Raw genomic sequence first — 20,335 nt, 5'->3', positions numbered from 1 at the left:
AGGAGTGGCTCAACGCGGTCGATGAGGAAGGCGCCTGGGCCACCTCGATCGGCGCGGACGGCGATTATGTGCTGCGCCGGGCGTGGCGCGGCGTCACCGACCATCATGTCATCGACCACAAGTTCCTGGTCTCGGCCGAGGCGCGCAAGCTGCACGGCCTCGCCGTGCCGGAGGCCGCGACCTATGCCGGCCCCGCTCGCCTCGTCGCCCTCCGCTCCTCGTCGGTGCAGACCGAGGCGGCCGAGGAAGCGGAGGAGAATGAGGGCGGAGGCCCGAAGAACCAGGCGCCCGATCCGCGGGGCGCGCTGGTGACCCGGCCGACCGAGCTTCTCGACGCGATCCTCGCCGCCGGCCGCAGGGGCCTCGCCGTCCAGCGCTACAAGGGCCTCGGCGAGATGAACGCCGACCAGCTTTGGGAAACCACGCTCGATCCCGCCAACCGCGCGATGCTGAAGGTCGAGGTCGCCCAGGCCGACGTCGCCGACGAAATCTTCACCCGCCTGATGGGCGACGTGGTGGAGCCAAGGCGCGACTTCATCCAGGAAAATGCGCTGAACGTGGCCAATTTGGACGTGTAGTGCCGCGAGCCGCGCCGAGCGTTTCTACGATCCTGCAGCGCGCGGCCGATGCGGCGTTCGGTAAGCCGCTGGTCACGAACATTCATCGCGGCCTGATCGCTGAAGCTGTCGTCGCCACCGCGCTTGAGCCCGAGTGGCGCTGGTGTTCGGAAGATTATGCGAGCTGGGATTTTGAAAGAGCGGACGGCGTTCGGCTCGAGGTGAAGCAGTCAGCGGCAAGACAGACCTGGGAGAAAGATGGCGACAAGCCTTCCGCATGTTCGTTCGACATCGCCGAGAGGAAAGGTAGGTATGAGGGCACTCGGTGGATCGCCGCGCCCGGCCGTAACGCCCACCTCTATATCTTCGCCCACCACCCTCAAGCGGACAGCCACGCCGATCATCGCGATCCTTTGCAATGGCATTTCTACGTCGTTCGCACGGATGCCCTCCCCCTCGCCAAGCGCATCGGCTTGGCGAGCGTCAGCAAGCTATCGAAAGCCGTAGACTATGCCGGCCTGCCGAACGCGGTTGCTGAAACCGCTGCGCATTTCGATTAGGGGAACCTATCCATGTACGACATCCACGTCATTCTCCCCCACGAGCCCGGCATGCTCGCCCGCTTCGGCGAGGCCTTGGGCAGCGCGGGGGTCAGCCTGGAGGGCGGCGGGGTGTTCGTGATGGGCGCGGCCGGCCATGCCCATTTCCTCGTCGCCGATGGGGAACGCGCGCGGGTGGCGGCGCAGGAGGCGGGGCTGGAGGTGTGCGGCGTGCGCGAAGTGCTGGTCCGCCGGCTCGATCAGGAGAAGCCCGGCGAGCTTGGCCGCATCGCGGGCGCATTGGGCGAAGCGGGCGTCAACATCGTCACCATGTACAGCGACCACGACAACCGGCTGATCCTGGTCGTCGACGATGTCGCCAGTGGCGCCGAGGTGACCAGGGCCTGGGCGCCCTAGCCGATTAAGTCCCTCCCTTGATGGGGAGGGGTTTGGGGTGGGGTGAACTCTCGGCCGGAGGCGCTCACCCCCACCCTACCCTCCCCCATCAAGGGGAGGGAAGAGGAGAGACGCTCAGTCCTCGTCCCCGCCTCCCCGGCCGGCGAAGCGCCGCCGCTGCGCCAGCTCGGTCAGGCCGACGAACTCCTGCCGCCAGTAATCGTTCGCGCCGCCGCGCAGCGCCAAAGCGCGGGCGTCGGCGAAGCTGAAGCGGCCCATATTGGTGTCGCCGCGCAGCAACTGGCCATAGGCCGCCACCGCCGCCGCGAAGGCGCTGTCGCCCTGCGGCGCGCTCGCCCGAGCGATCAGGCCGGCGGAGAGCGGCCGCTCGATCAGCCGCGATTCGTCCTCGCCCGGCAATTTGTAGCGCAGGCGAAGATGCGCCATCTGCCCCGCCTCGCCCATCGGCGCCGGCCGCTGGTTGGCCTCGAAGTAACGCTGGGGCAGCCAGCCGCGCGCGTTGGTCGGCACGATCTCGTAGATCGCGGTCACCTGATGGCCGGCGCCGATATCGCCCGCGTCGACCTGGTCGTTGTCGAAATCCTCCTCGCGCAGCGCCCGGTTCTCATAGCCGATCAGGCGATATTCGCGGACATAGGCCGGGTTGAACTCGATCTGGATCTTCACGTCATGGGCGATGGTGAAGAGGGTCGAGGAGAGCTCGCGGTCGAACGCCCGCCAGGCCTCGCGCGGCGTATCGATGTAGAAGTAGTTGCCGTTCCCGCGGTCGGCGATCTGCTCCATCATCGCCTCGTTGTAATTGCCGGTGCCGAAGCCGAGCGTGGTCAGCGTGATGCCGCTCCGCCGCTCGCGCTCGACCATGTCGACCAATGTCTCGTTGTTGGTGATGCCGACGTTGAAGTCGCCGTCGGTGGCGAGGATGACGCGGTTGATGCCGCCCTCGATCATGTTCTGGCGGGCGACCCGGTAGGCGAGCTGGATGCCCGCCGCGCCCGCGGTCGAGCCGCCGGCCTGCAGCCGGTCGAGCGCGCGCATGATCGTTTCGCGGTCCGAAGTGGGCTCGAGGACCAGCCCCGCCGCGCCGGCATAGACGACGATCGAGACATGGTCGTAACGGTTGATCCGGCTGGCGATGATCGCCAGCGAGCATTGGACCAGCGGCAATTTGTCGATCGAGTTCATCGAACCCGACACATCGACGAGGAAGACCAGGTTCGCCGCCGGGCGCGCGCGCCGCGGCATGTCATAGCCGCGCAGGCCGACGCGCAGCAGCCTCGTGTTCGCGTTCCATGGCGTGGTCGTCATGTCGGTGCTGACCGTGAACGGCCGCGACCGATCCTCAGGCGCCGGATAATCGTAGCGGAAATAGTTCAGCATCTCCTCGGTCCGGACCGCCGCCTGAGGCGGCATCTGGCCCTGGTTCAGCATCCGCCGGACATTGGTGTAGCTGCCGGTGTCGACATCAACGCCGAAGGTCGAGACCGGCGTCTCGGCGACGGCGCGGACGGCGGCGACCGCCTCGCCCTGATAGCGTTCGCGATTCTCATCCTGGCGCGGATAATAGCCGCCGATCAGGCCGCCCTGCCGGGCCGCGCCGACGCGGCTGCCGGTGACCGTCGGCGCCCGCTGCTCCGCCATCGGCTGCTGCATCATCGGCGGCGGCGGTGGAGAAGGAGGAGGCGGTGGCGGCGCGACGCCCGTTGATCCGAGATTCGGCCGCCGCTGCACACGGCCGCGGCCATAGCCGACCGAGTCGTAATCGTCGCCGCGGAAGCTCTGGAGATAGGGCGCGCAAATCTCGTCGGCGTCGGGGCCGCCGCGCACGACCCGGCTCTGCTGGGCCTGTGCCGGCGGGAGGGGGGCCGGGGGCAATCCGCTGAGCACCAGAGCCGCGACCGAAGCCAGAACGAGAGTACGCATCGTCCATCTCCCACCTTATGTGACAATATCACATGTTGAGCCGAAACGATCTGAACTGTCGCTGAATTGCGGATTACAGCTGTGATCGGGACGCGGCTTTGGGGCCGCTATCGGCCGCGCGGACGGCGCAGCAGCGGCAGCACGCGCTCGACCGGCAGCGCCTCGATCCGGCCGCGATGGCCGGTCATGCCGTCGCTGACGAACAGCGAATCGAGCACCGCCTCCTCGGTCGCCTCGATCACCGCCTGGAAGAGCGGCGAGGTCGATTCGTTGGGCAGATCCTCGATCGCGCTCGTGGTTGCGCGGCGCGCCGGCGTGCGGCGGACGCGCTCGTTGGTCGAGAAAGCGAGCGCATAATCGCCCGATCCGTTGGTCATCGGCGAGCCGGTGCGGCCGAGCGCGAGGAAGGCGCGGCGCGCCAGCCGCTCGAGATTGCGGTCCGACAGCGGCGCATCGGTGGCGACGACGACGATCACCGAACCATCGCCGGACGCGGCCCTCGTTTCGTCTCGCAGATAATATTGATCGAGCGCCTCGCCGACCCGGACGCCGTCGACGGTGAGCGCGCCGCCATAATTGGTCTGGACCAGCACCCCGATCGTCCAGCCGCCGAGGCTCGCCGGCAGCCGGCGCGAAGATGTGCCGATGCCGCCTTTCCATGAGAAAGCGATCGTGCCGGTGCCGGCGCCGACCGAGCCTTCCGCCACCGGGCCCTCGCGCGCCGCCTCGATCGCCTGGCGGGCATGCTCGCGGGTCACGCGGCGGGCGCGGATGTCGTTGAGAAAGCCGTCATTGGTCTCGCCGACCACCGCGTTGACCGAACGCACCTCCCCATTTCCCGGCTGGGCCAGCGTCCAGTCGACGATCCCCTGCATCGCGTCGGGCACCGATAGGGTGTTGGTGAGCAGGATCGGCGTCTCGATCTCGCCCAGCTCGACGATCTGGGTCGAGCCGGTGAACTTGCCATAGCCGTTGCCGACCGCGAAGCCGGCCGGCACCTTGTCCTGATAGAGGTTGCCGCCATGCGGCAGGATCGCGGTGATTCCGGTGCGCACGTTCGCGCCCTCGATCAGCGTGACATGACCGACCCGGACGCCGGCGACATCGGTGATCGCATTGAGCGGCCCGGTCGGCAGCACGCCGATGACGACGCCCTGTTCGCGGGCGCGCGGGCGGGCCTCAGCGACGTTCATCGCAAGGACCAGGGCCGCAGCGAAGACCGCAAAGCGGGCGAAGAACGAAATGGCGGCATCTCCTCGGCGCCGATGATAGCGGCTGCCGCTGGCTTCGTCAGCCGCCGGCAACCGCGCGCTGCACCTTCATCCGCTCGAACATCCCGAGCTTGTCGGCGTGGAAGCGGGTGATGAGACCGGGATCGAGCGCGAACAAGGCGGCGAGCTTCGCCGTGCGGTCTTCGCTTTCGGCAAGGCTGCGGCCGATTCCGCGCAGGAACTCGCGGCCGCGCCACAGGCGGCGCGCCTCCGCTTCGAACTGATCGTGGAGCGCGGCGCCGGAAAAATCCTGTTGCCGGGTCAACAGCATCGCCGCGGAGGCAGCGTCGGCGATCGTGCGGCCGGTGACGGGATGGACGAAGCCGCCGCGCAGGCCGAGTTTCGCCACGCGCGCGCCGCCGATCCGCCAAAAGGCGGCGAAATCGCCGCCGCGCGGCAGCGGCTTGGTGACCACCGCGCCATCCTCGATCTCGCCGTCGCGCCAGCCGCGCAAGGCGACATAATGGTCGAGCCGCGCCGCCGCCTGCTCGCCCGGCAGGCTGCGGTCAGCAAGGCTGACATCGGCGACGACCAGCCGCTCGGCATCGAGCGGCGCGACCTGCATGAAGCTTGCGCCCGCGCCGCCACTGGCGGTCGCGTCGATCAGCACCGGCCGGTCGACCCCGTGCGGAGCGGCGAACCGGTAGCGCCGCTCCAGCCGCGCCTCGTAGCCGAGATCGAGCTGCGACAGGTTGGCCGCGCCGCGCGCGTCGATCGCGCCCTCGGCTTTGATCTCCTCGCCGCCGTCTAGCACGAGCGCATCCTCGCGCACCGCGACGATCCTGGCGCCGAGGCGATACTGGTTGGGCGCCAGCGTCCCGATCATCGCCCGGTGCAGCGCCGGGCCGTCGAGGCCGCCGCAGGGCGCCTTCAGCTTGCGGCTGAAACCGTCGAAGGCGACGTAGAAGCCCGGCCAGCGCGCAATGGCGAGGTCATCGACCAGAGCGCGCGCGCCGTCGTCAAGCTCATCCTCGAAAACATGGTGGAAACCAGCCCCGCCGAAGCTCTCCCGCTCCTCGACGATCAGCAACGGCACGTCGGGCCGGTGACGCGCCAGCGCCAGCGCGGCGAGGCACCCGGCGACGCCGCCCCCCGCGATCAGCACCCCTTGCCGTCTGCCCCGCGCCATGCGCCCTCATACCCCAGCCCGCGGTCGCCCCGCCACGCCCGGCCGGCCATGGCCCCATTTTGGGACTGTCGCGCGACAGGCGGGCCGCTATAAGCACAAAGCGTGAACGAGGAAAGCGCCCCCGTGCGCAAGATCATCCATGTCGACATGGACGCCTTCTACGCGTCGGTCGAGCAGCGCGACGACCCGGCGCTGCGGGGCCGGCCGGTCGCGGTGGGCGGGATGCATCGCGGTGTGGTCGCGGCGGCGAGCTATGAGGCGCGCCGGTTCGGCGTGCGCTCCGCCATGCCCTCGGTGACCGCGCTTCGGCGCTGCCCGGACCTCGTTTTCACCAGGCCGCGCTTCGACGTCTACAAGGCGGTGTCCGACCAGATCCGCGCGATCTTCGCCGACTACACGCCGCTGGTCGAGCCGCTCAGCCTCGACGAGGCCTATCTCGACGTCACCGAGGATCTGAAGGGGGTCGGCGTCGCGACCCGGATCGCCGAGGAAATCCGCGCCCGGATTCGCGAGGAGACGCGGCTCACCGCCTCGGCCGGCGTCTCCTACAACAAGTTCCTCGCCAAGCTGGCCTCGGACCAGAACAAGCCCGACGGCCTGTGCGTGATCCCGCCGGGCAAGGGCGAAGCATTTGTCGCAATCTTGCCGGTGAAGCGCTTCCACGGTGTCGGCCCGAAGACGGCGGAGAAGATGGCACGGCTCGGCATCGAGACCGGCGCCGATCTCCACGCCCAGAGCCGCGACTTCCTCGCTCATCATTTCGGCGCGAGCGGCGATTATTATTACAATCTCGCCCGCGGCATCTGCCACCGCCAGGTGAAGCCGAACCGGCCGTGGAAATCGATCGGCGCCGAGGACACCTTCTTCGACGATTTGACCGATGAACCCGCGCTCGCGGCGGAGCTGGACCGGATCAGCCAGACCGTGTGGCGACGGATCGGCGAGAAGGGGATCAGCGGGCGCACCGTGACCCTCAAGGTCAAATATCGCGACTTCAGGATCGTCACCCGCGCCCGCAGCCTCGACCGCCCGATCGCCGACCGGGCGGAATTCCTCGCCGTCGGCTGCGCGCTGCTGCACGGCCTGATGCCGGCGGAAAAGGGCATCCGTTTGCTCGGCCTCACCCTTTCGAACCTCCACGATCCGGCGGCGGAACCGACCGTGGCCCAGCCGCAACAGCTCCCCCTTCTCGCCTGATCGCTTCGCCCGGCGATGCAACTTCCCCCGCGAGTCCCGCGTTTGGGGGCGCAATTGTATGCGTTTGCCAAAGGAGCCATCACATGGCGACAGTTCTCGAAGATCGCGGCGGCAGCCTCGTCCCGCCCCGGGCCCAGCGCGGCTATCATATCGTCTATCGCGATCAGGAGACGAACCATTGCCCCGGTTGCGGCCGCTCCCACTGGCATATCGGCCGGCTGATGGCCGAGTGCGCCTTCTGCGGCACCGCGCTGCCGCTGGAGAGTTCCACCCATGTCGCCGGCGGCCAGATCATCCGCACCGTCCGCCGTTATCCGTTCGTCGTCGATCCGCACGCGGTTCACTAGCGTTTACTATCGCCATTAACCGGCCATTGGCCCCGCGCCGCTAAGACGCGGGGTCATGTCGACGAGCAGCGGTCTGTTCTGGGCGGGAATCATGTTGATCGGCGCGGCGGTGCTGGGCCCGACCTGGTCGTCTCCTGCGACGGACACGGCCAGCACGGAAGATTCCGACAAGCCCGATCAGCGTTCGCGCGTCGCCGCAGCGACCACCCCCAGCGTCAGCGGCGTCGCCAACCAAAGGATCACGCGCAGCTTCGACGGCCATTTCTACGTGACGGCGCAGGTAAACGGCGCCCCAATCCGCTTCATGATCGACACCGGCGCGAGCATGGTCGCGCTCAGCGCCGAGGATGCGGATCGCGCTAATGTCTCTCTCGACGGCCAGGTCGGCGTCGCCCGCACCGCCGGCGGCGATGTCGAGATGACCCAGACCCGGATCGACAGCATCACCGTCGGCGGCCTCACCGCCCGCGCGGTGCGCGGCGCGGTCGTCGACCAGCTCGACCAGTCGCTGCTCGGTCAAAGCTTCCTGTCGCAGCTCCAGAGCGTCGAGATCAGCGGCGATACGATGACGCTGCGCTAACTCTCCGAGTCATCCCGGCGAAAGCCGGGACCCAAGAACTCGGAGGCAGAGAGCAGGCTCGACCGTCAGGCGCACCCTCCACTCACGATGTTCATGGGTTCCGGCTTTCGCCGGAATGACTCTCTAATTCGGCCGCCGCCGCACCGGCACGTTCACATTGCACAGATCGACGCCGCCGGCAGGCACGTTGAAGAACGTCCCGCCGCGATTGGCGCGGCCGGTGACGAAGGCGTCGAAGGCCGGCCGGTCGGAGCGCAGCACCTCGAAATGCGGCCGCTCGGCGGCCGGGATGTCGGCGGCGATCCGGGCGCGGCGAATCGGGATCGGCCGCTCGCCGCGCTCCGCCTGGTAGAAGCCGAGATTGCCGGTCCCGCGCGGCCGGGCGGTCAGCGCCGCCATCCCCTCCACCACCCGCCCGATGGTGGCGATGTTGCGGTCGAGATGCCTGGGCGCATGGCCGATCACCGCATAGAGCTCGCCGCCCGATCCGGTGTCCGGCGCGAGGTCGCGGCCGACGCCGACGCTGGCATAGCAATGGGTCAGCCAGGCCCGCCCGCGCGCCGGATCATAAGCGACCGGCCAGCCGTCCGCATGGCCCGCATTCGGCGCATAGCTGTCCGGAAAACCGAGCGGGCGGATCGCGAGACCGGCGATCGGCCGCTCATATTCCGCCGGCGGCGGCGCCACGATTCCCGCCGGCGGCGTCGGGCCGGCATCGTTATTGCCCCATTGGGCGACATAATTGTCCTGGACCCGATAGACCGTCGCCCGGTCCCACCAGCCGGCGCGGGCGAAGGCGCGGATATTGGCGATGTGCACGGGCGCGAAATCCTGGGCCAGCTCGACATAGACCATGCCTTCGTCGCCGAGCTCGATCACCAGCAGATTTTCGTCCGCGATCGGCCGCCAGTCCGCCGCCGTCGATGCAGCAATCACCGCGCTCGGCTCGGTCGCGCCCGGGATCGGTGTTGGCCGCCAAGCCTCGCGGACGGGCGTGCAGGCGGTCGCAAGCAGGGCGATGAGAACGAAGCGGCGCATGATCTTCCTCCGGCTGGGTGCGGCATCGTTGCCGCGCGCACGGCCGGGATCAAGCGATTGTGCTATAGCGGAGGGCGGATGCGAACCTTCGGCAGCGAGACGCTTATGGCTGAACCGACCCAGACCATCATTGCGACGCGTGGCGCGCAGATGTTTCCGACGCTCACCTGCGCCGAAGTGGCGCGGCTCCGGCGCTTCGGCGAGACGCGCGCTTTCGAGGCCGGCGAAATCCTGGCGCGGACCGGGGATACCGGCCACGGGCTGACCCTGTTCCTCTCCGGCGAGGTCGAGATCAGCCAGCGCGACGGTGGCGGCACGAAAAGGCCGATCGTCACCCATGGGCCGGGCTCGTTCATGGGCGAGCTGGCGCAGCTTTCCGGCGGCCCTTCATTCATCGACGCGGTCGCGCTGAAAGCGGGCGAAGCGGTCGATATCCCGCCCGATCGTCTCCGCGCCCTGCTCATCGCCGAGGCCGAGCTTGGCGAGCGGATCATGCGGGCGCTGATCCTGCGCCGCGTCGGCCTGATCGAGACCGGCGGCGGCGGCCCGGTGATCGTCGGCCGCGACGGCGACGGCGACGTGCTGCGGCTGGTCAATTTCCTCACCCGCAACGGCCAGCCGCACCAGCGTTTCGACCCCGATCGCGACAGCTGCGCGCGGACCCTGATCGAGCGCTTCCAGGTCGAGGCCGAGGAGCTGCCGATCGTGCTTTGCCCGGGCGGGCAATTGCTGCGCAACCCGACCGAAGGGGCGCTCGCCCGCTGCATCGGCCTGGTCGGCCCGATCGATCCCGACAGGCTGTTCGATCTCGTCGTGATCGGCGCCGGCCCGGCGGGACTCGCGACGTCCGTCTATGCGGGATCGGAGGGTCTGTCGGTGCTGACGCTCGATTGCCGCTCGTTCGGCGGCCAGGCCGGGGCCTCCAGCCGGATCGAGAATTATCTCGGCTTCCCGACCGGCATTTCCGGCATGGCGCTGATGGGCCGGGCGTTCAGCCAGGCGCAGAAATTCGGCGTCGAAATGGCGATTCCCGACGAGGCGGTGAAGCTCGAATGCGGCGACAACCCGTTCCATCTCGCTTTGGCGACCGGGGAGCGGGTGAAGGCGCGCACGGCGGTGATCGCAACCGGTGCGCGCTACCGGCGGCTCGACGTGCCGGGACTGGAGGCGTTCGAAGGCGCGACGGTCCATTATTGGGCCTCGCCGCTGGAGGCGCAACTCTGCGCGCGGGAGGAGGTCGCCCTGGTCGGTGGCGGCAATTCGGCGGGTCAGGCCGTCGTCTTTCTCGCCGGGCATGCCGCACGCGTCCACCTGATCGTCCGCAAGCCGCTCGTCGCGACCATGTCGGCCTATCTGGTCGAGCGGATCGAGGGCCTGCCCAATGTCGAAGTGGTCGAAGGCGCGGAGATTTCGGCGCTGGAGGGCGAGGGCGAACAGCTCGCCGCCGTCCGCTGGCGCGCGCTCGCGTCCGGCGTCGAAACGAGGGCCGAAGTCCGCCAGCTTTTCTCCTTCATCGGCGCCGAGCCCAATACCGACTGGCTCGCGGCGTCCGGGCTCAAGACCGACGCGCGCGGCTTCGTCTGCACCGGCGCGGACGCGGGCGAGGACCGGCTGCCGCTCGAAACCAGCCGGCGCGGCGTCTTCGCGGTCGGCGACGTGCGTGCCGGGTCGGTCAAGCGGGTGGCGGCTTCGGTCGGCGACGGTGCGCAGGTGGTGGCCGCGATCCACGCCCATTTCGCCGCAATGCCGGCGGAACAGCCCGTGCCGCGGCGGGTTGAGGCCGTGTGATTCCAACCTTTTGAAAGGAGAGACGACATGGCGGGACGGGACGATATCAAGGAAGGCATGGAGGTGATCGGCGCGGACGGCGTCCATGTCGGCACCGTCGACCGGATCGAGGAGCATCGCATCAAGCTGATCCGCAAGGACAGCGGCCAGGGCAGCCATGAAGGCCACCATCATTTCCTGGCCAAGGGCCTCGTCGCCGAGGTCGAGGGCGAGCAGGTCCGCCTCACGACCAAGGGCGACGTCGCGGTCAGCCTGTTCGAGGAAGAGGAAGCGGGCGTTTAACAGTCTCCCCTCCCTGACAAGGGAGGGGAATCAAGGGGTGGGTGCGCGCGTCCGCGCGCCAAAGGGATTTGTGCGGTCTCACCGAGGGATGTCGGCCCCGCCACGCGACCATTGTCGCGTGACGTCGATCGGGTTCGGTCTCTGACCGACCCCGTCGGCCGGCCGGCCCTGCTCCGCGGGTAAGGCTGTCGGGCCTTACCCGCGGAGCGGCTGCCGGCTTACCAGATGTGCACCCGCTGCTCCGGCGGCAGATAGAGCCGGTCGCCGGGCTGGATGTTGAACGCACGATACCAGGCGTCGACATTGCGCACGATGCCGTTGACGCGCCATTCAGGCGGGCTGTGCGGATCGGTCAGCACGCGTTCCCGAAGCGCCCCTTCGCGGATCTGGCTGCGCCAGGCCTGGGCGAAGGCCAGGAAGAAGCGCTGATCGCCGGTCAGGCCGTCGATCACCCTCGGTTCGCCATGCTGGGCGACGTAGCGGCGATAGGCGGCATAGGCCATTTCCAGCCCGCCGAGATCGCCGAGATTCTCGCCCATCGTCAGCTGCCCGTTGACGTTGAGGCCCGGGATCGCGGCATAGGAATTGAACTGCTCGCGCAGGCGCGCCGTGCGCTCGGTGAAGCGGCGGTCGGTTTCCGCCGTCCACCAGTCGCGGATCCGCCCGGTCGCGTCGAAGCGCCGGCCCTGATCGTCGAAGCCGTGGCCGATCTCGTGGCCGATCACCGCGCCGATCGCGCCGTAATTGACCGCCGGGTCCGCCTGCGGATTGAAGAAAGGCGGCTGGAGGATCGCGGCCGGGAAGGTGATCTGGTTGGTGAGCGGGCTGTACGAGGCGTTGATCGTCTGCGGCGTCATGCCCCAGAGCGAGCGATCGACCGGGTTCGGCAGCCGGGAAAGCTGCAGGTTCCACTGGAATTCGTTCGCCCGCATGATGTTGCCGAGCAGGTCGCCCCGCTCGATGCGGATCGGCGAATAATCGATGAACCGTACCGGATTGCCGATCCGGGGATCGAACGCCTCGAGCTTGGCGAGCGCCTCGCGCCTTGTGGCGTCATCCATCCATTCCAGGCGCGCCAGCCGCTCCGCGAAGGCGGCGCGCAGATTGGCGATCAGCTCGCCCATCTGCCGCCGGCTCTCGTCCGGGAAGTGGCGGCGGACATAAATCTCGCCGACCGCCTCGCCCAGCGTGCCGTTGAGCACGTCGAGGCCGCGCTTCCAGCGCGCGCGCTGCTGCTCGACGCCGCGCAGGGTGCGCGAGAAGAAGTTGAAATTCGCCTCGTCGAACGCGCGCGGCAGGAACTGGGCGCTGTTGTCGATGAACTGGAACGCCATCCAGTCGCGCCAGGTCTCGATCGGCACTTCGGCGAAGAGGCGGCCCTCGGCGGCGATCGCGTCCCGCTGGCCGGCGACGATCGTCGGGATGCTGGCCAGGCCCTGGGCCCGGAGCAGCAGCGGCCAGTTGAACTGCGGTGCCAGCTCGGCAAGCTGGGCCGGGGTCATCGGGTTGTAGAGCTGGCGGATGTCGCGGCTGCGCTCCGCCGTCCAGTGCACCTCGGCGATGCGCCGCTCGAGCGCGACGATCGCGTCGGCGCGGCGCTCGGGCTCCGAAAAGCCGCCGAGGCGCATCATCGTCGTGACATAGGTCCGGTAGGCGGCGCGGTAGCGGTCATAGTCCGCGCCCTCGCGCAGATAATATTCGCGGTTCGGCATGCCGAGACCGCCTTGGCCGGCGAAGGCGATATAGCGGGTCGGATTGGCCGGATCGGGAATGATGCCGAGCCCGATCGGCGACGGATAGCCGGGCGCCGCGAACAGGCGGATGAGGTCGTCGCGGGTCTGCGCCGCGGCGATCCGGTCGAGATAGGGGCGGAGGGCCGCGGCGCCGCGCGTCTCGATCCCCGCCTCGTCCATATAGCTCGCGTACAGCGCCGCGACTTGGCGGCTGACCGGATCGGTGCCCCGATTGGCCGTCTCGACGATGTCGCGCACCTGCGCCTCGACGTCTTCGGCGAGCACGGTGGAGACGCCCCAGCCGGTGCGCTCCGCGGGAATCGGGTTGGCGCGGAACCAGCTGTTATTGGCATGGCGCCAGAAATCGTCGCCCGGCCGGATCGCGGTGTCGCGCGCCGACAGGTCGACGCCCCAGGGCATGAAGCGGCTGGCCGCCGACGGCCGGCTGGACGCCGTCCCGGTCTGCGCCGCGACCGGCGCCACGCCAGCGAGCAGGAGCGCTGAAAGCAGCGCGAGGCGAGTCTTCGTCATGTGTCGCATCCTCCCACAGCCGGCGCCCGCGCCGGGCGAATCAAGTCCCCGCGCCTGCTTCAGTCATCACCCGGATATTGCAAGCCTTTTTAGACGAAAACCTTGATCATTCCTGCGCATTCAGGAAGCGCGGCGCGCCGTCGCGAATCTCCGCGATCCTGGGTCCCGCGACCAGCCATTGCCGCGCCGGATCGCCCGCCGTGAAGGTCAGCGCGCGGCCGCTCGCGACGGATGTCAGGATGTGGGCCTCGGTCGGGAACGGATCGGTGCCGGCGGCGATCTGGATCGGCGGCGGCGATTGGCCGGCGGGCGGTTCCGTCACCGTCAGGTCGGCGCAGCCGCTGGCGAAGGCGTGCGTCTCGCCCGCCTGCCCGTTGCCGCTCACCGCGGTGCGGAAATGGCCGCCGATCGGGAAGCGGCCGCGCTGCGACGGCGCGCTGATCTCGTAGACGTCGATCGCCCCGCCAGCGCTCGCGGCCGGGACGACGAGGATGTTGAAGCCCTGCGGCGAGCAGGCGCTGTGGCCCAGCGCCTCGACCGCGGCCCGCGCCGCCACCAGCCGCGCCTGCGCGCGCGCCATGGCCGGCCGGTAGGTGCCGAGAAAGGTGTCGCGCGACGTGATCCGGCCGCCGAGCACCTCGGCGCGATAGACCAGCTTGGGCCCGTCATTGGTGTTGTCGAAGAAGCTGACCCGAACCGCCTGTCCTTCCGGCTCGGCGATCCAGCCGTCGATTCCCGCCCCTTCCGGGTTGGGGACGCGGGCGAGCAGATCCTGGGTGGCGAGGATGCCCGCCCGGCTCAGGGCGATCAACAGCCGGCCGCGCTCGATGACGCGATTGACCGCGGCGATCTCCGCCGGCGTCAGCGGAAAGGCTGACGCCTGGCGCTGGATCAGGGGCCGCTGCGGCGCCGCAGGCGGCGCGACCGGAGCCTGGGCCGGGGGTGTCGCGGGTGCGGCCTGCGGCGTCGGCTGGGCCGGTGCAGGATCTGGCGCCGGCCGATCCTGCAGTTCCTCGACGGTGGTGCGAAGGTCGGAGAGGCCCGGCTCGGCCTTGGCCGGCGGGGATTCCGGCTGCGGCGCGGGCGGCGTCTGGGCAAAAGCGGCGGTCGCGGCGAGCGCTGCGCCGGCGGCGAGGAGGTGGAAACGCTTCGTCATGGGTTCGACCTGCCTGGACAGTGCTAGACGCTGGCTGAACGGATCAGAGCGCGATGGCGACGGTCTTGATCTCGGTATAGGCCTCGATTCCGTAGCGGCCGCTCTCCCGGCCGAAGCCGGATTGCTTGTAGCCGCCGAACGGCAGCGACGTATCCGCCGCCGAGGCGCAATTGCCCCACACCATGCCGGCCTTCAGCTTGCCGGCGAGCTTGTGCATCGCCGAGACGTCGCGGGTCCAGATCGAGGCGGCGAGGCCGTAAGTCGTGTCGTTCGCCGCTTTGGCGACCTCGTCGAGATCGTCATAGCGGGTGGCGGCCAGAACCGGCCCGAAAATCTCCTCGCGCACCACCTTCATCTCCGGCTTCACGTCGACGAGGATGGTCGGGTTGACGAAATAGCCGTCCCCGCCCGGCGTATCGCCGCCGCAGAGGATCGAGGCGCCTTCCTTCCGCCCCGCCTCGATATAGCCCAGCACCCGCTCATGCTGCTCGGTCGAGACCAGCGGGCCCATGCGGGTGTTGGGATCGAGGCTGGGGCCGACCTGCCATTGGGCGGCGTTCGAGGCTACCGCCTCGATCAGGCTGTCGAAGATGTCGCGGTGCGCGAACAGGCGCGAGCCGGCGATGCAGACCTGGCCGCTATTGGAGAAGATCGAGGTCGCCGCGCCGCGCGCCGTCTTCTCGATATCGACATCGGGCAGGACGATGACCGGGGACTTGCCGCCCAGCTCCAGCGTGACCCGCTTCAGCGTGTCGGTCGCGGCGCGGTTGATCAGCTTGCCGACCTCGGTCGAGCCCGTGAAGGCGACCTTGTCGACGTGCGGCGAGCGGACCATCCGGTCGCCCGCCGTCTCGCCATTGCCGGTGATGATGTTGAGGACACCGGCCGGAATGCCGGCCTCGGCGACGAGATCGGCAAGGCGCAGGACGGAAAGCGGCGTCTGCTCGGCGGGCTTGAGGACGATGGTGCAGCCGGCCGACAGCGCCGGCGCGATCTTCTGCACCGCCATCATCAGCGGGAAATTCCACGGCACGATCTGGGCGCAGACGCCGACCGGCTCGCGCTTGATGTAGGCGTGGACCGATCCGGTCGGGAAACCGGAGGGCTCGACATGCTCGCCATTCAGCTTGGTCGCCCAGCCGGCCATGTAGCGCAAAGCCTGAACGCATTTCGGCAAATCGTAGCCCATGCTGGCGGCGCGCGGCTTGCCGTTGTCGATCGATTCGATCTCGGCCAGCTCTTCCATATTGGCCTCGATCAGGTCGGCGAGCTTCTCGACGAGCCGCTGACGCTGATAGGGCGGAAGGCCCGACCAGCGCCCGTCGTCGAACGCCCGCCGCGCCGCACCGACGGCGCGGTCGACGTCGGCGTCCGAGGCATCGACGACTTGCGCGATCTCCTTGCCGGTCGAAGGATCGAAGACCGCGATCGTCGCTCCATGCGACGACTCCACCCATTGGCCATCGATGAACAGCTGCGGCTTGCGCTTCAGGAAAGCCTGGACGCCCTCGCTATAGGCAGGCTGGACGGCGATGCGGGTCATCTCGTTCATCGGGGGAATCTCCTTGCGCGGCGCCTATAGCGCGCCGCCGCGATCAAGCCAAAATCTTGCGGGCGTTCTCGACCAGCTTCGCCTCGTCCGTCGCGCGCGGCGGGGCGGCGAGGCCGCGCTGGACCGCCGGTCGCGCTTCAATCGCGTCCATCCATCTCTTCAGATGATCGAGCCCGTCAATCTCGACGCCCGGCCACTCATGGATCCGCGCCCAGGCGAAATTGGCGATGTCGGCGATCGAATAGTCGCCGGCCAGATATTCGTTGTCCGCCAGCCGGCCGTTGAGCACTTCGAGCAATCGCCGGCTCTCGCGCCGGTAGCGGTCGATCGCCGCCGGCAGATGCTCGGGGAAATAACGGGTGAAGACGTTCGCCTGGCCCATCATCGGCCCCAGCCCGCCCATCTGGAACATCAGCCACTGGACGACCCGGCTGCGCCCCTTCTCGTCGGCCGGGATAAGCCGGCCCGCCCGCTCGGCCAGATAGAGCATGATGGCGCCGCTCTCGAATATGGCAAAATCGTCATTGCCCTTATCGACGATCGCCGGGATGCGGCCGTTCGGGTTGATCGCGGTGAACCAGGGCTCTTTCTGCGCGCCGGAGGAGAGGTCGATGACGTGGAGATTGTAGGGAAGCTCCAGCTCCTCCAGCGTGATCGAGACCTTGTACCCGTTGGGCGTCGCGGCGGTGTAGAGATCGATCATGGAGCCTCCTTCGCATTGGGTTGCGAAGTAGGACTGATTTATCGGCTGTCAATCAGCCGATAGTCAATTCGCCGCCGAAGTTGAGCCCGATCCGCCCTTCCCGCGACCAGCGGACGAAGGCGCGGATGCGGCTGCAGCCGTCGAACTCGATGGTCACGGTTTCGCCCAAACGGGGCGCGATGTCGCTTTCGATCATCGCCCCGCGGCTGGAGATGTTGATCACCGGTACCATCGAAATGCCGTCGCGGAAACAAATCCGGGCGCGCTCGACCAGCCCTTCGTGGCGCGGCTCGGCGCGCTGATCGACGGTCCGCGGCTCGCTGCGGACGACCATGGCTCCCGAAAGCGCGCCCGTCGTCATGCGCGCACTATCGCGAAGAAGGCTTACCGAATTGCCAACGCGGGGGATGGTAAGAACCAATTCCCTCTACCCTGGCGGGAGAGGGATCAAGGGAGAGGGGCGCGGCTGAAGCGGCTCGACGCCGCTGAAGACGCCTTGAGGCTCGCTTGCGCTCGCTCCCCTCTCTCCAAACCTGTGGTCGGGTGAACAGCGCCCCGCGCTGTTCAGGTCATGCCGGGGGCATGACCGACCCGAACATCCCGCAAGGGGAGAGAGGCTAATCTCTAGTCGTGATCGTAGCCGTTGCTTTCGGCATTCGCCCGGGCACGCGCGACCGCCGCCGCGCCGCCGTCGCCGTCGGCCTCCCAGAAATAAGGCTGACGCTGGCGGTTGCCCGTCGCCGTCTCGTTCAACGTCGCCGCGTCGTAGAGCCGGCCGTTCAGCATCACCTGGGTGATATTGTCGGTGTTCTGGATGTCCTCGAGCGGATTGGCGTCGAGGATGACGAGGTCGGCGAGCTTGCCCGGCTCCAGCGTGCCGAGATCGCGGAAGCCGTAGATGCGCGCGCCGTCGACGGTGGCGTGCCGCAGCGCCTCGATCGGCGTCGCGCCGCCGCGGACATGGCTCCAGATCTCCCAATGCTCGGCCATGCCCGGCTGCTGACCGTGGCCGCCGATCGCGATCGGCACGCCGGCCGCCGCCAGCCGCCGCGACTCGCGACCGCTATACTGGTCCTGGAACTGGCCGGCCGGCGCGGTCACCGCCCGTACCCGGCTGGCGAGCTGGGCCGGTGGCGTGTGGCGGGTCAGCAGCGGATGGTTCCAGACCTGCGTCGCCTGGCTCCAGTAAGGATCGCCGGCGAGGCCGCCATAAGTGACGACCAGGGTCGGATTGTAGCCGGTCCGGGTCTGGCTGAAGAGCTGGACCAGGTCGTTGTAGAAGCGCTGCTGCGGGATGTTGTGCTCGACGGTCGAGTTGCCATCCTGGATCAGCGTCACGTCCATCGAATAGAGCGAGCCGCCTTCGGGCACGACGAGCAGATTCTCCGCCCGCGCCGCCGCGGCGACCTGCTGGCGCTGGTTGCGCCGCGGCTGGTTGTAATTCTTGATCGAATGCGCCCCTTCGGCGCGCAGCCGGCGAACATGGCTGAGCGCGTCGGCATAGGAATCGATCAGCGCGTAGCGGCCCGGCGAGCGGGCACCGTAGACGATCTCGCCCGAGGAATAGGTGCGCGGGGCGAGGATCAGGCCGGCGCGCTGCATCTCGCCGGCGGCGAAAATCTCCGTCGCGGTGCTCGACGGGTCGTGGACGGTGGTGACGCCGAGCGCGAGGTGCGCCTGAGCCGACCAATTCTGCTGCGGGACGATATCGTCCTCGCCCTGGCCGCCATGCGCGTGGCCGTCGATGATGCCGGGGATGATCGTCCGTCCGGCGACATCGACCTGCCGCGCGCCGGCCGGGACCGGCGTCGAGGCGCGCGGGCCGACGGCGCGGATGCGGTTGCCGTCGACGATGATCACGCCGTCCTCGATCACGCCGCCGTCGGCGCCGGCCATGGTGATGATCCGCGCTCCGACCAGCGCAGTCACGCCGTCCGGCCGATCCGCCGCCACGCTGATCGCGAGCGAGACGCCGGATTGCGGCGCACTGTAGCCGGAGCCGGTCGAGGTGGTCGCAACGCTGTAGAGCGTTGGCCCCATGCTCCAGGCGATGCCCTGCCCGCCCCGCGTCCAGTGCAGGTAATTGCCGCCGTCCCGCGTCACCCGGGTGATCGGGAACTGGGTGCCGCGCGCCGACAGGTTCAGCATCCCGACGCCGCCGAAGAAGGGCGTGACGAAGACGTTGTAATTCTCACTGAACATCACATTCCGCCCGTCGGGCGAAATTTCATAGCCGGTCACCATTTCGCCCCGGGCATGGTTGCGCCGGTTGCCGCCGCCCAAGTCGACGCTGATCAGCCGGCGCTGCTGCTCCTCAACCACCTCCAGGAAGACTCGGTCGGACGCGGCGCCGAAATGCGGGTTGCCGCCATTGCCGAGGATGCGGGTCAGCGCCCCGCCCGCCGCCGGCACCCGGTAGATGCCGCTGGTCTCGCTCCAGCGATCCGAGGTCAGCCCTCCCGAGCCGCTCGCCTCGAACACGATCGTCGCGCCGTCCGGCGAGAAGCGCGGCCGACGATAATGGCCCGGCTGGCGGGTGACGGTCTGCATGTTCGAGCCGTCCGCGGCGACGGTGCGGACTTCGCCGAGCCGCTGGTCGTCCCAGGAGACGAAGACGATCCGGCTGCCGTCGCGCGACCAGGTCGGGAAGAGCTGGAAGTCGCTGTCCTGCGCGGTGAGCAGGCGCGGTGCGCCGCCGGCCATGTCGCGAACATAGAGTCGGCCAAGGGTCTCGAACACGACCCTGTTGCCGTCCGGCGAGACGGTGGCGAAGCGCGCCATCCGGGTGGTGAAGCTCGCCGGCGCGACATCGACCTCGGGCCGGGTCGCGTCGATCACGACGCGGGTGTCGTTGACCTGGAACGGAATTTCGGCCGCGCCGGAGCCGTCCGCGTTCACCCGGCGGATGCGGCCGCCGGCCCAGAAGACGATCGTCCGGCTGTCCGGCGTCCAGCCCATGTTCGGATAGACGCCGTGCACCGACCAGGTCTCCTGCAGATCCTGGTCGAGATCGGCATAGACCTGCCGCTGCTGGCCCGACTGGAGGTCGCGGACGAACAAGCGGCTGCGCCCGCCGGTGCGATGGACATAAGCGAGCCAGCGCCCGTCCGGCGACGGCTGCGGCCGCACCGCGCCGCCCGGCCCGCCGGCGATCTGGGTCCGCTCGCCGGTCGCCATCTCGTAGCGCTCGATGACGAAGGCGCCGGCGTTCGAATCCTGCGCATATTGGAACGTGTTGCCGGGGCTCGCGTCGCGGGTGAAATAGATGGCGGAGCCGTCATGGCTGAAGACCGGCTCCCCCAGCTCCTTCTGGAGCTGCGGACTGGAACGCTCGACGAGCGCGACGCCGCCGCCCGTGCCGTTCACCGCATAGAGCCAGATCTCGCCGGTGCCCAATGAGCGCTGGGTGGTAAAATGCTTGCGCGCCGCGATGAAGCGGCCGTCCGGGCTCCAGGTCGGGTTGTTGAGCAATGTGAAGGTCTCGCTGGTGATCGCCCGCGCGCCCGATCCGTCCGTCCCCATCACCCAGATATTGTCGCCGCCGCCCCGGTCCGAGGTGAAGGCGATACGGCCGCCGTCGGGCGAGAAGCGCGGC

General features: G+C 68.7%; 17 protein-coding genes and 1 pseudogene. 8 read left to right on the top strand and 10 right to left on the bottom strand.

The window, feature by feature from the left end; translation table 11 throughout:
* The 3 genes and pseudogenes from ACT4N3_RS13445 to ACT4N3_RS13435 form a co-directional block, all read left to right on the top strand.
* Positions 1-578, top strand: a pseudogene (locus ACT4N3_RS13445) (DNA gyrase subunit B); the annotation flags it as partial.
* Entirely contained in the window at positions 578-1,117 is a 540-nt protein-coding gene (locus ACT4N3_RS13440; RefSeq protein ID WP_444855736.1) for a hypothetical protein, read from the top strand. The pseudogene ACT4N3_RS13445 and the gene ACT4N3_RS13440, both read left to right, overlap by 1 nt.
* 12 nt (positions 1,118-1,129) lie before the next feature.
* Entirely contained in the window at positions 1,130-1,513 is a 384-nt protein-coding gene (locus ACT4N3_RS13435; protein ID WP_444855735.1) for a hypothetical protein, read from the top strand.
* Between the two features lie 114 nt (positions 1,514-1,627).
* Here ACT4N3_RS13435 and ACT4N3_RS13430 read toward each other — a convergent pair whose 3' ends face one another.
* From ACT4N3_RS13430 to crtY, 3 genes are all read right to left on the bottom strand, one after another.
* Entirely contained in the window at positions 1,628-3,433 is a 1,806-nt protein-coding gene (locus ACT4N3_RS13430) for a vWA domain-containing protein (protein ID WP_444855734.1), read from the bottom strand.
* 107 nt (positions 3,434-3,540) lie between these two features.
* Positions 3,541-4,626 (bottom strand): DmpA family aminopeptidase, encoded by a 1,086-nt coding sequence (locus ACT4N3_RS13425; protein ID WP_444855733.1) that lies wholly within the window; start codon positions 4,624-4,626, stop codon positions 3,541-3,543.
* Positions 4,627-4,723: 97 nt separating this feature from the next.
* Positions 4,724-5,833, bottom strand: coding sequence for a lycopene beta-cyclase CrtY (gene crtY / locus ACT4N3_RS13420; protein WP_444855732.1), 1,110 nt, complete (start codon positions 5,831-5,833; stop codon positions 4,724-4,726).
* A gap of 102 nt (positions 5,834-5,935) precedes the next feature.
* Here crtY and dinB point away from each other — a divergent pair, with 102 nt between their 5' ends.
* From dinB to ACT4N3_RS13405, 3 genes are all read left to right on the top strand, one after another.
* The gene (gene dinB / locus ACT4N3_RS13415; protein ID WP_444855731.1) at positions 5,936-7,030 is read left to right on the top strand and encodes a DNA polymerase IV; all 1,095 of its coding nucleotides are present in this window, start codon (positions 5,936-5,938) and stop codon (positions 7,028-7,030) included.
* Positions 7,031-7,113: 83 nt separating this feature from the next.
* The gene (locus ACT4N3_RS13410; protein WP_444855730.1) at positions 7,114-7,377 is read left to right on the top strand and encodes a hypothetical protein; all 264 of its coding nucleotides are present in this window, start codon (positions 7,114-7,116) and stop codon (positions 7,375-7,377) included.
* A 55-nt stretch (positions 7,378-7,432) separates the two neighbouring features.
* On the top strand, positions 7,433-7,957 hold the full coding sequence (locus tag ACT4N3_RS13405) for a retropepsin-like aspartic protease family protein (RefSeq protein WP_444855729.1): 525 nt from the start codon (positions 7,433-7,435) through the stop codon (positions 7,955-7,957).
* A 123-nt stretch (positions 7,958-8,080) separates the two neighbouring features.
* On the opposite strand, the gene ACT4N3_RS13400 is transcribed toward ACT4N3_RS13405, so the two are convergent.
* Positions 8,081-8,995 (bottom strand): peptidylprolyl isomerase, encoded by a 915-nt coding sequence (locus ACT4N3_RS13400; protein ID WP_444855728.1) that lies wholly within the window; start codon positions 8,993-8,995, stop codon positions 8,081-8,083.
* A gap of 105 nt (positions 8,996-9,100) precedes the next feature.
* Here ACT4N3_RS13400 and ACT4N3_RS13395 point away from each other — a divergent pair, with 105 nt between their 5' ends.
* Together ACT4N3_RS13395 and ACT4N3_RS13390 are read left to right on the top strand one after the other, a co-directional pair.
* The gene (locus ACT4N3_RS13395) at positions 9,101-10,783 is read left to right on the top strand and encodes an FAD-dependent oxidoreductase (protein WP_444855727.1); all 1,683 of its coding nucleotides are present in this window, start codon (positions 9,101-9,103) and stop codon (positions 10,781-10,783) included.
* Positions 10,784-10,810: 27 nt separating this feature from the next.
* Positions 10,811-11,065: a DUF2171 domain-containing protein gene (locus ACT4N3_RS13390; protein WP_444855726.1), complete on the top strand. Its 255-nt coding sequence runs from the start codon at positions 10,811-10,813 to the stop codon at positions 11,063-11,065.
* Positions 11,066-11,283: 218 nt separating this feature from the next.
* Here the strand turns inward: ACT4N3_RS13390 and ACT4N3_RS13385 are convergent, their stop codons facing one another.
* From ACT4N3_RS13385 to ACT4N3_RS13360, 6 genes are all read right to left on the bottom strand, one after another.
* Positions 11,284-13,329 (bottom strand): M13 family metallopeptidase, encoded by a 2,046-nt coding sequence (locus ACT4N3_RS13385; protein ID WP_444855725.1) that lies wholly within the window; start codon positions 13,327-13,329, stop codon positions 11,284-11,286.
* Positions 13,330-13,435: 106 nt separating this feature from the next.
* A complete protein-coding gene (locus tag ACT4N3_RS13380) occupies positions 13,436-14,485 on the bottom strand; it encodes a hypothetical protein (RefSeq protein ID WP_444855724.1) in 1,050 nt (349 codons plus the stop codon).
* Between the two features lie 43 nt (positions 14,486-14,528).
* Positions 14,529-16,037, bottom strand: a complete 1,509-nt coding sequence (locus ACT4N3_RS13375; RefSeq protein WP_444855723.1) for an aldehyde dehydrogenase family protein — start codon at positions 16,035-16,037, stop codon at positions 14,529-14,531.
* 43 nt (positions 16,038-16,080) lie between these two features.
* The gene (locus ACT4N3_RS13370) at positions 16,081-16,740 is read right to left on the bottom strand and encodes a glutathione S-transferase family protein (protein WP_444855722.1); all 660 of its coding nucleotides are present in this window, start codon (positions 16,738-16,740) and stop codon (positions 16,081-16,083) included.
* Positions 16,741-16,792: 52 nt separating this feature from the next.
* Positions 16,793-17,101, bottom strand: a complete 309-nt coding sequence (locus tag ACT4N3_RS13365) for a PilZ domain-containing protein (protein ID WP_444855721.1) — start codon at positions 17,099-17,101, stop codon at positions 16,793-16,795.
* A gap of 263 nt (positions 17,102-17,364) precedes the next feature.
* Positions 17,365-20,335 (bottom strand): amidohydrolase family protein (locus tag ACT4N3_RS13360; RefSeq protein ID WP_444855720.1); only part of this gene is annotated, 2,971 nt, incomplete at its 5' end.

Origin of the sequence: Sphingosinicella sp. (assembly GCF_052388015.1) — a bacterium.
Classification (GTDB): Bacteria; Pseudomonadota; Alphaproteobacteria; order Sphingomonadales; family Sphingomonadaceae; genus Allosphingosinicella.
Note: the sequence above shows the minus strand (reverse complement) of the source record. Positions and strands in the feature narration are given on the sequence as shown.

Excerpts from the sequence above, each read along its gene's own strand:
- ACT4N3_RS13385 (WP_444855725.1), bottom strand. The coding sequence starts at position 13,329 with ATGACGAAGACTCGCCTCGCGCTGCTTTCAGCGCTCCTGCTCGCTGGC.
- ACT4N3_RS13400 (WP_444855728.1), bottom strand. The coding sequence starts at position 8,995 with ATGCGCCGCTTCGTTCTCATCGCCCTGCTTGCGACCGCCTGCACGCCC.
- crtY (WP_444855732.1), bottom strand. The coding sequence starts at position 5,833 with ATGGCGCGGGGCAGACGGCAAGGGGTGCTGATCGCGGGGGGCGGCGTC.
- ACT4N3_RS13370 (WP_444855722.1), bottom strand. The coding sequence starts at position 16,740 with ATGATCGATCTCTACACCGCCGCGACGCCCAACGGGTACAAGGTCTCG.
- ACT4N3_RS13430 (WP_444855734.1), bottom strand. The coding sequence starts at position 3,433 with ATGCGTACTCTCGTTCTGGCTTCGGTCGCGGCTCTGGTGCTCAGCGGA.
- ACT4N3_RS13375 (WP_444855723.1), bottom strand. The coding sequence starts at position 16,037 with ATGAACGAGATGACCCGCATCGCCGTCCAGCCTGCCTATAGCGAGGGC.
- ACT4N3_RS13390 (WP_444855726.1), top strand. The coding sequence starts at position 10,811 with ATGGCGGGACGGGACGATATCAAGGAAGGCATGGAGGTGATCGGCGCG.
- ACT4N3_RS13435 (WP_444855735.1), top strand. The coding sequence starts at position 1,130 with ATGTACGACATCCACGTCATTCTCCCCCACGAGCCCGGCATGCTCGCC.
- ACT4N3_RS13365 (WP_444855721.1), bottom strand. The coding sequence starts at position 17,101 with ATGACGACGGGCGCGCTTTCGGGAGCCATGGTCGTCCGCAGCGAGCCG.
- ACT4N3_RS13380 (WP_444855724.1), bottom strand. The coding sequence starts at position 14,485 with ATGACGAAGCGTTTCCACCTCCTCGCCGCCGGCGCAGCGCTCGCCGCG.
- ACT4N3_RS13410 (WP_444855730.1), top strand. The coding sequence starts at position 7,114 with ATGGCGACAGTTCTCGAAGATCGCGGCGGCAGCCTCGTCCCGCCCCGG.
- ACT4N3_RS13405 (WP_444855729.1), top strand. The coding sequence starts at position 7,433 with ATGTCGACGAGCAGCGGTCTGTTCTGGGCGGGAATCATGTTGATCGGC.
- ACT4N3_RS13395 (WP_444855727.1), top strand. The coding sequence starts at position 9,101 with ATGGCTGAACCGACCCAGACCATCATTGCGACGCGTGGCGCGCAGATG.
- ACT4N3_RS13425 (WP_444855733.1), bottom strand. The coding sequence starts at position 4,626 with ATGAACGTCGCTGAGGCCCGCCCGCGCGCCCGCGAACAGGGCGTCGTC.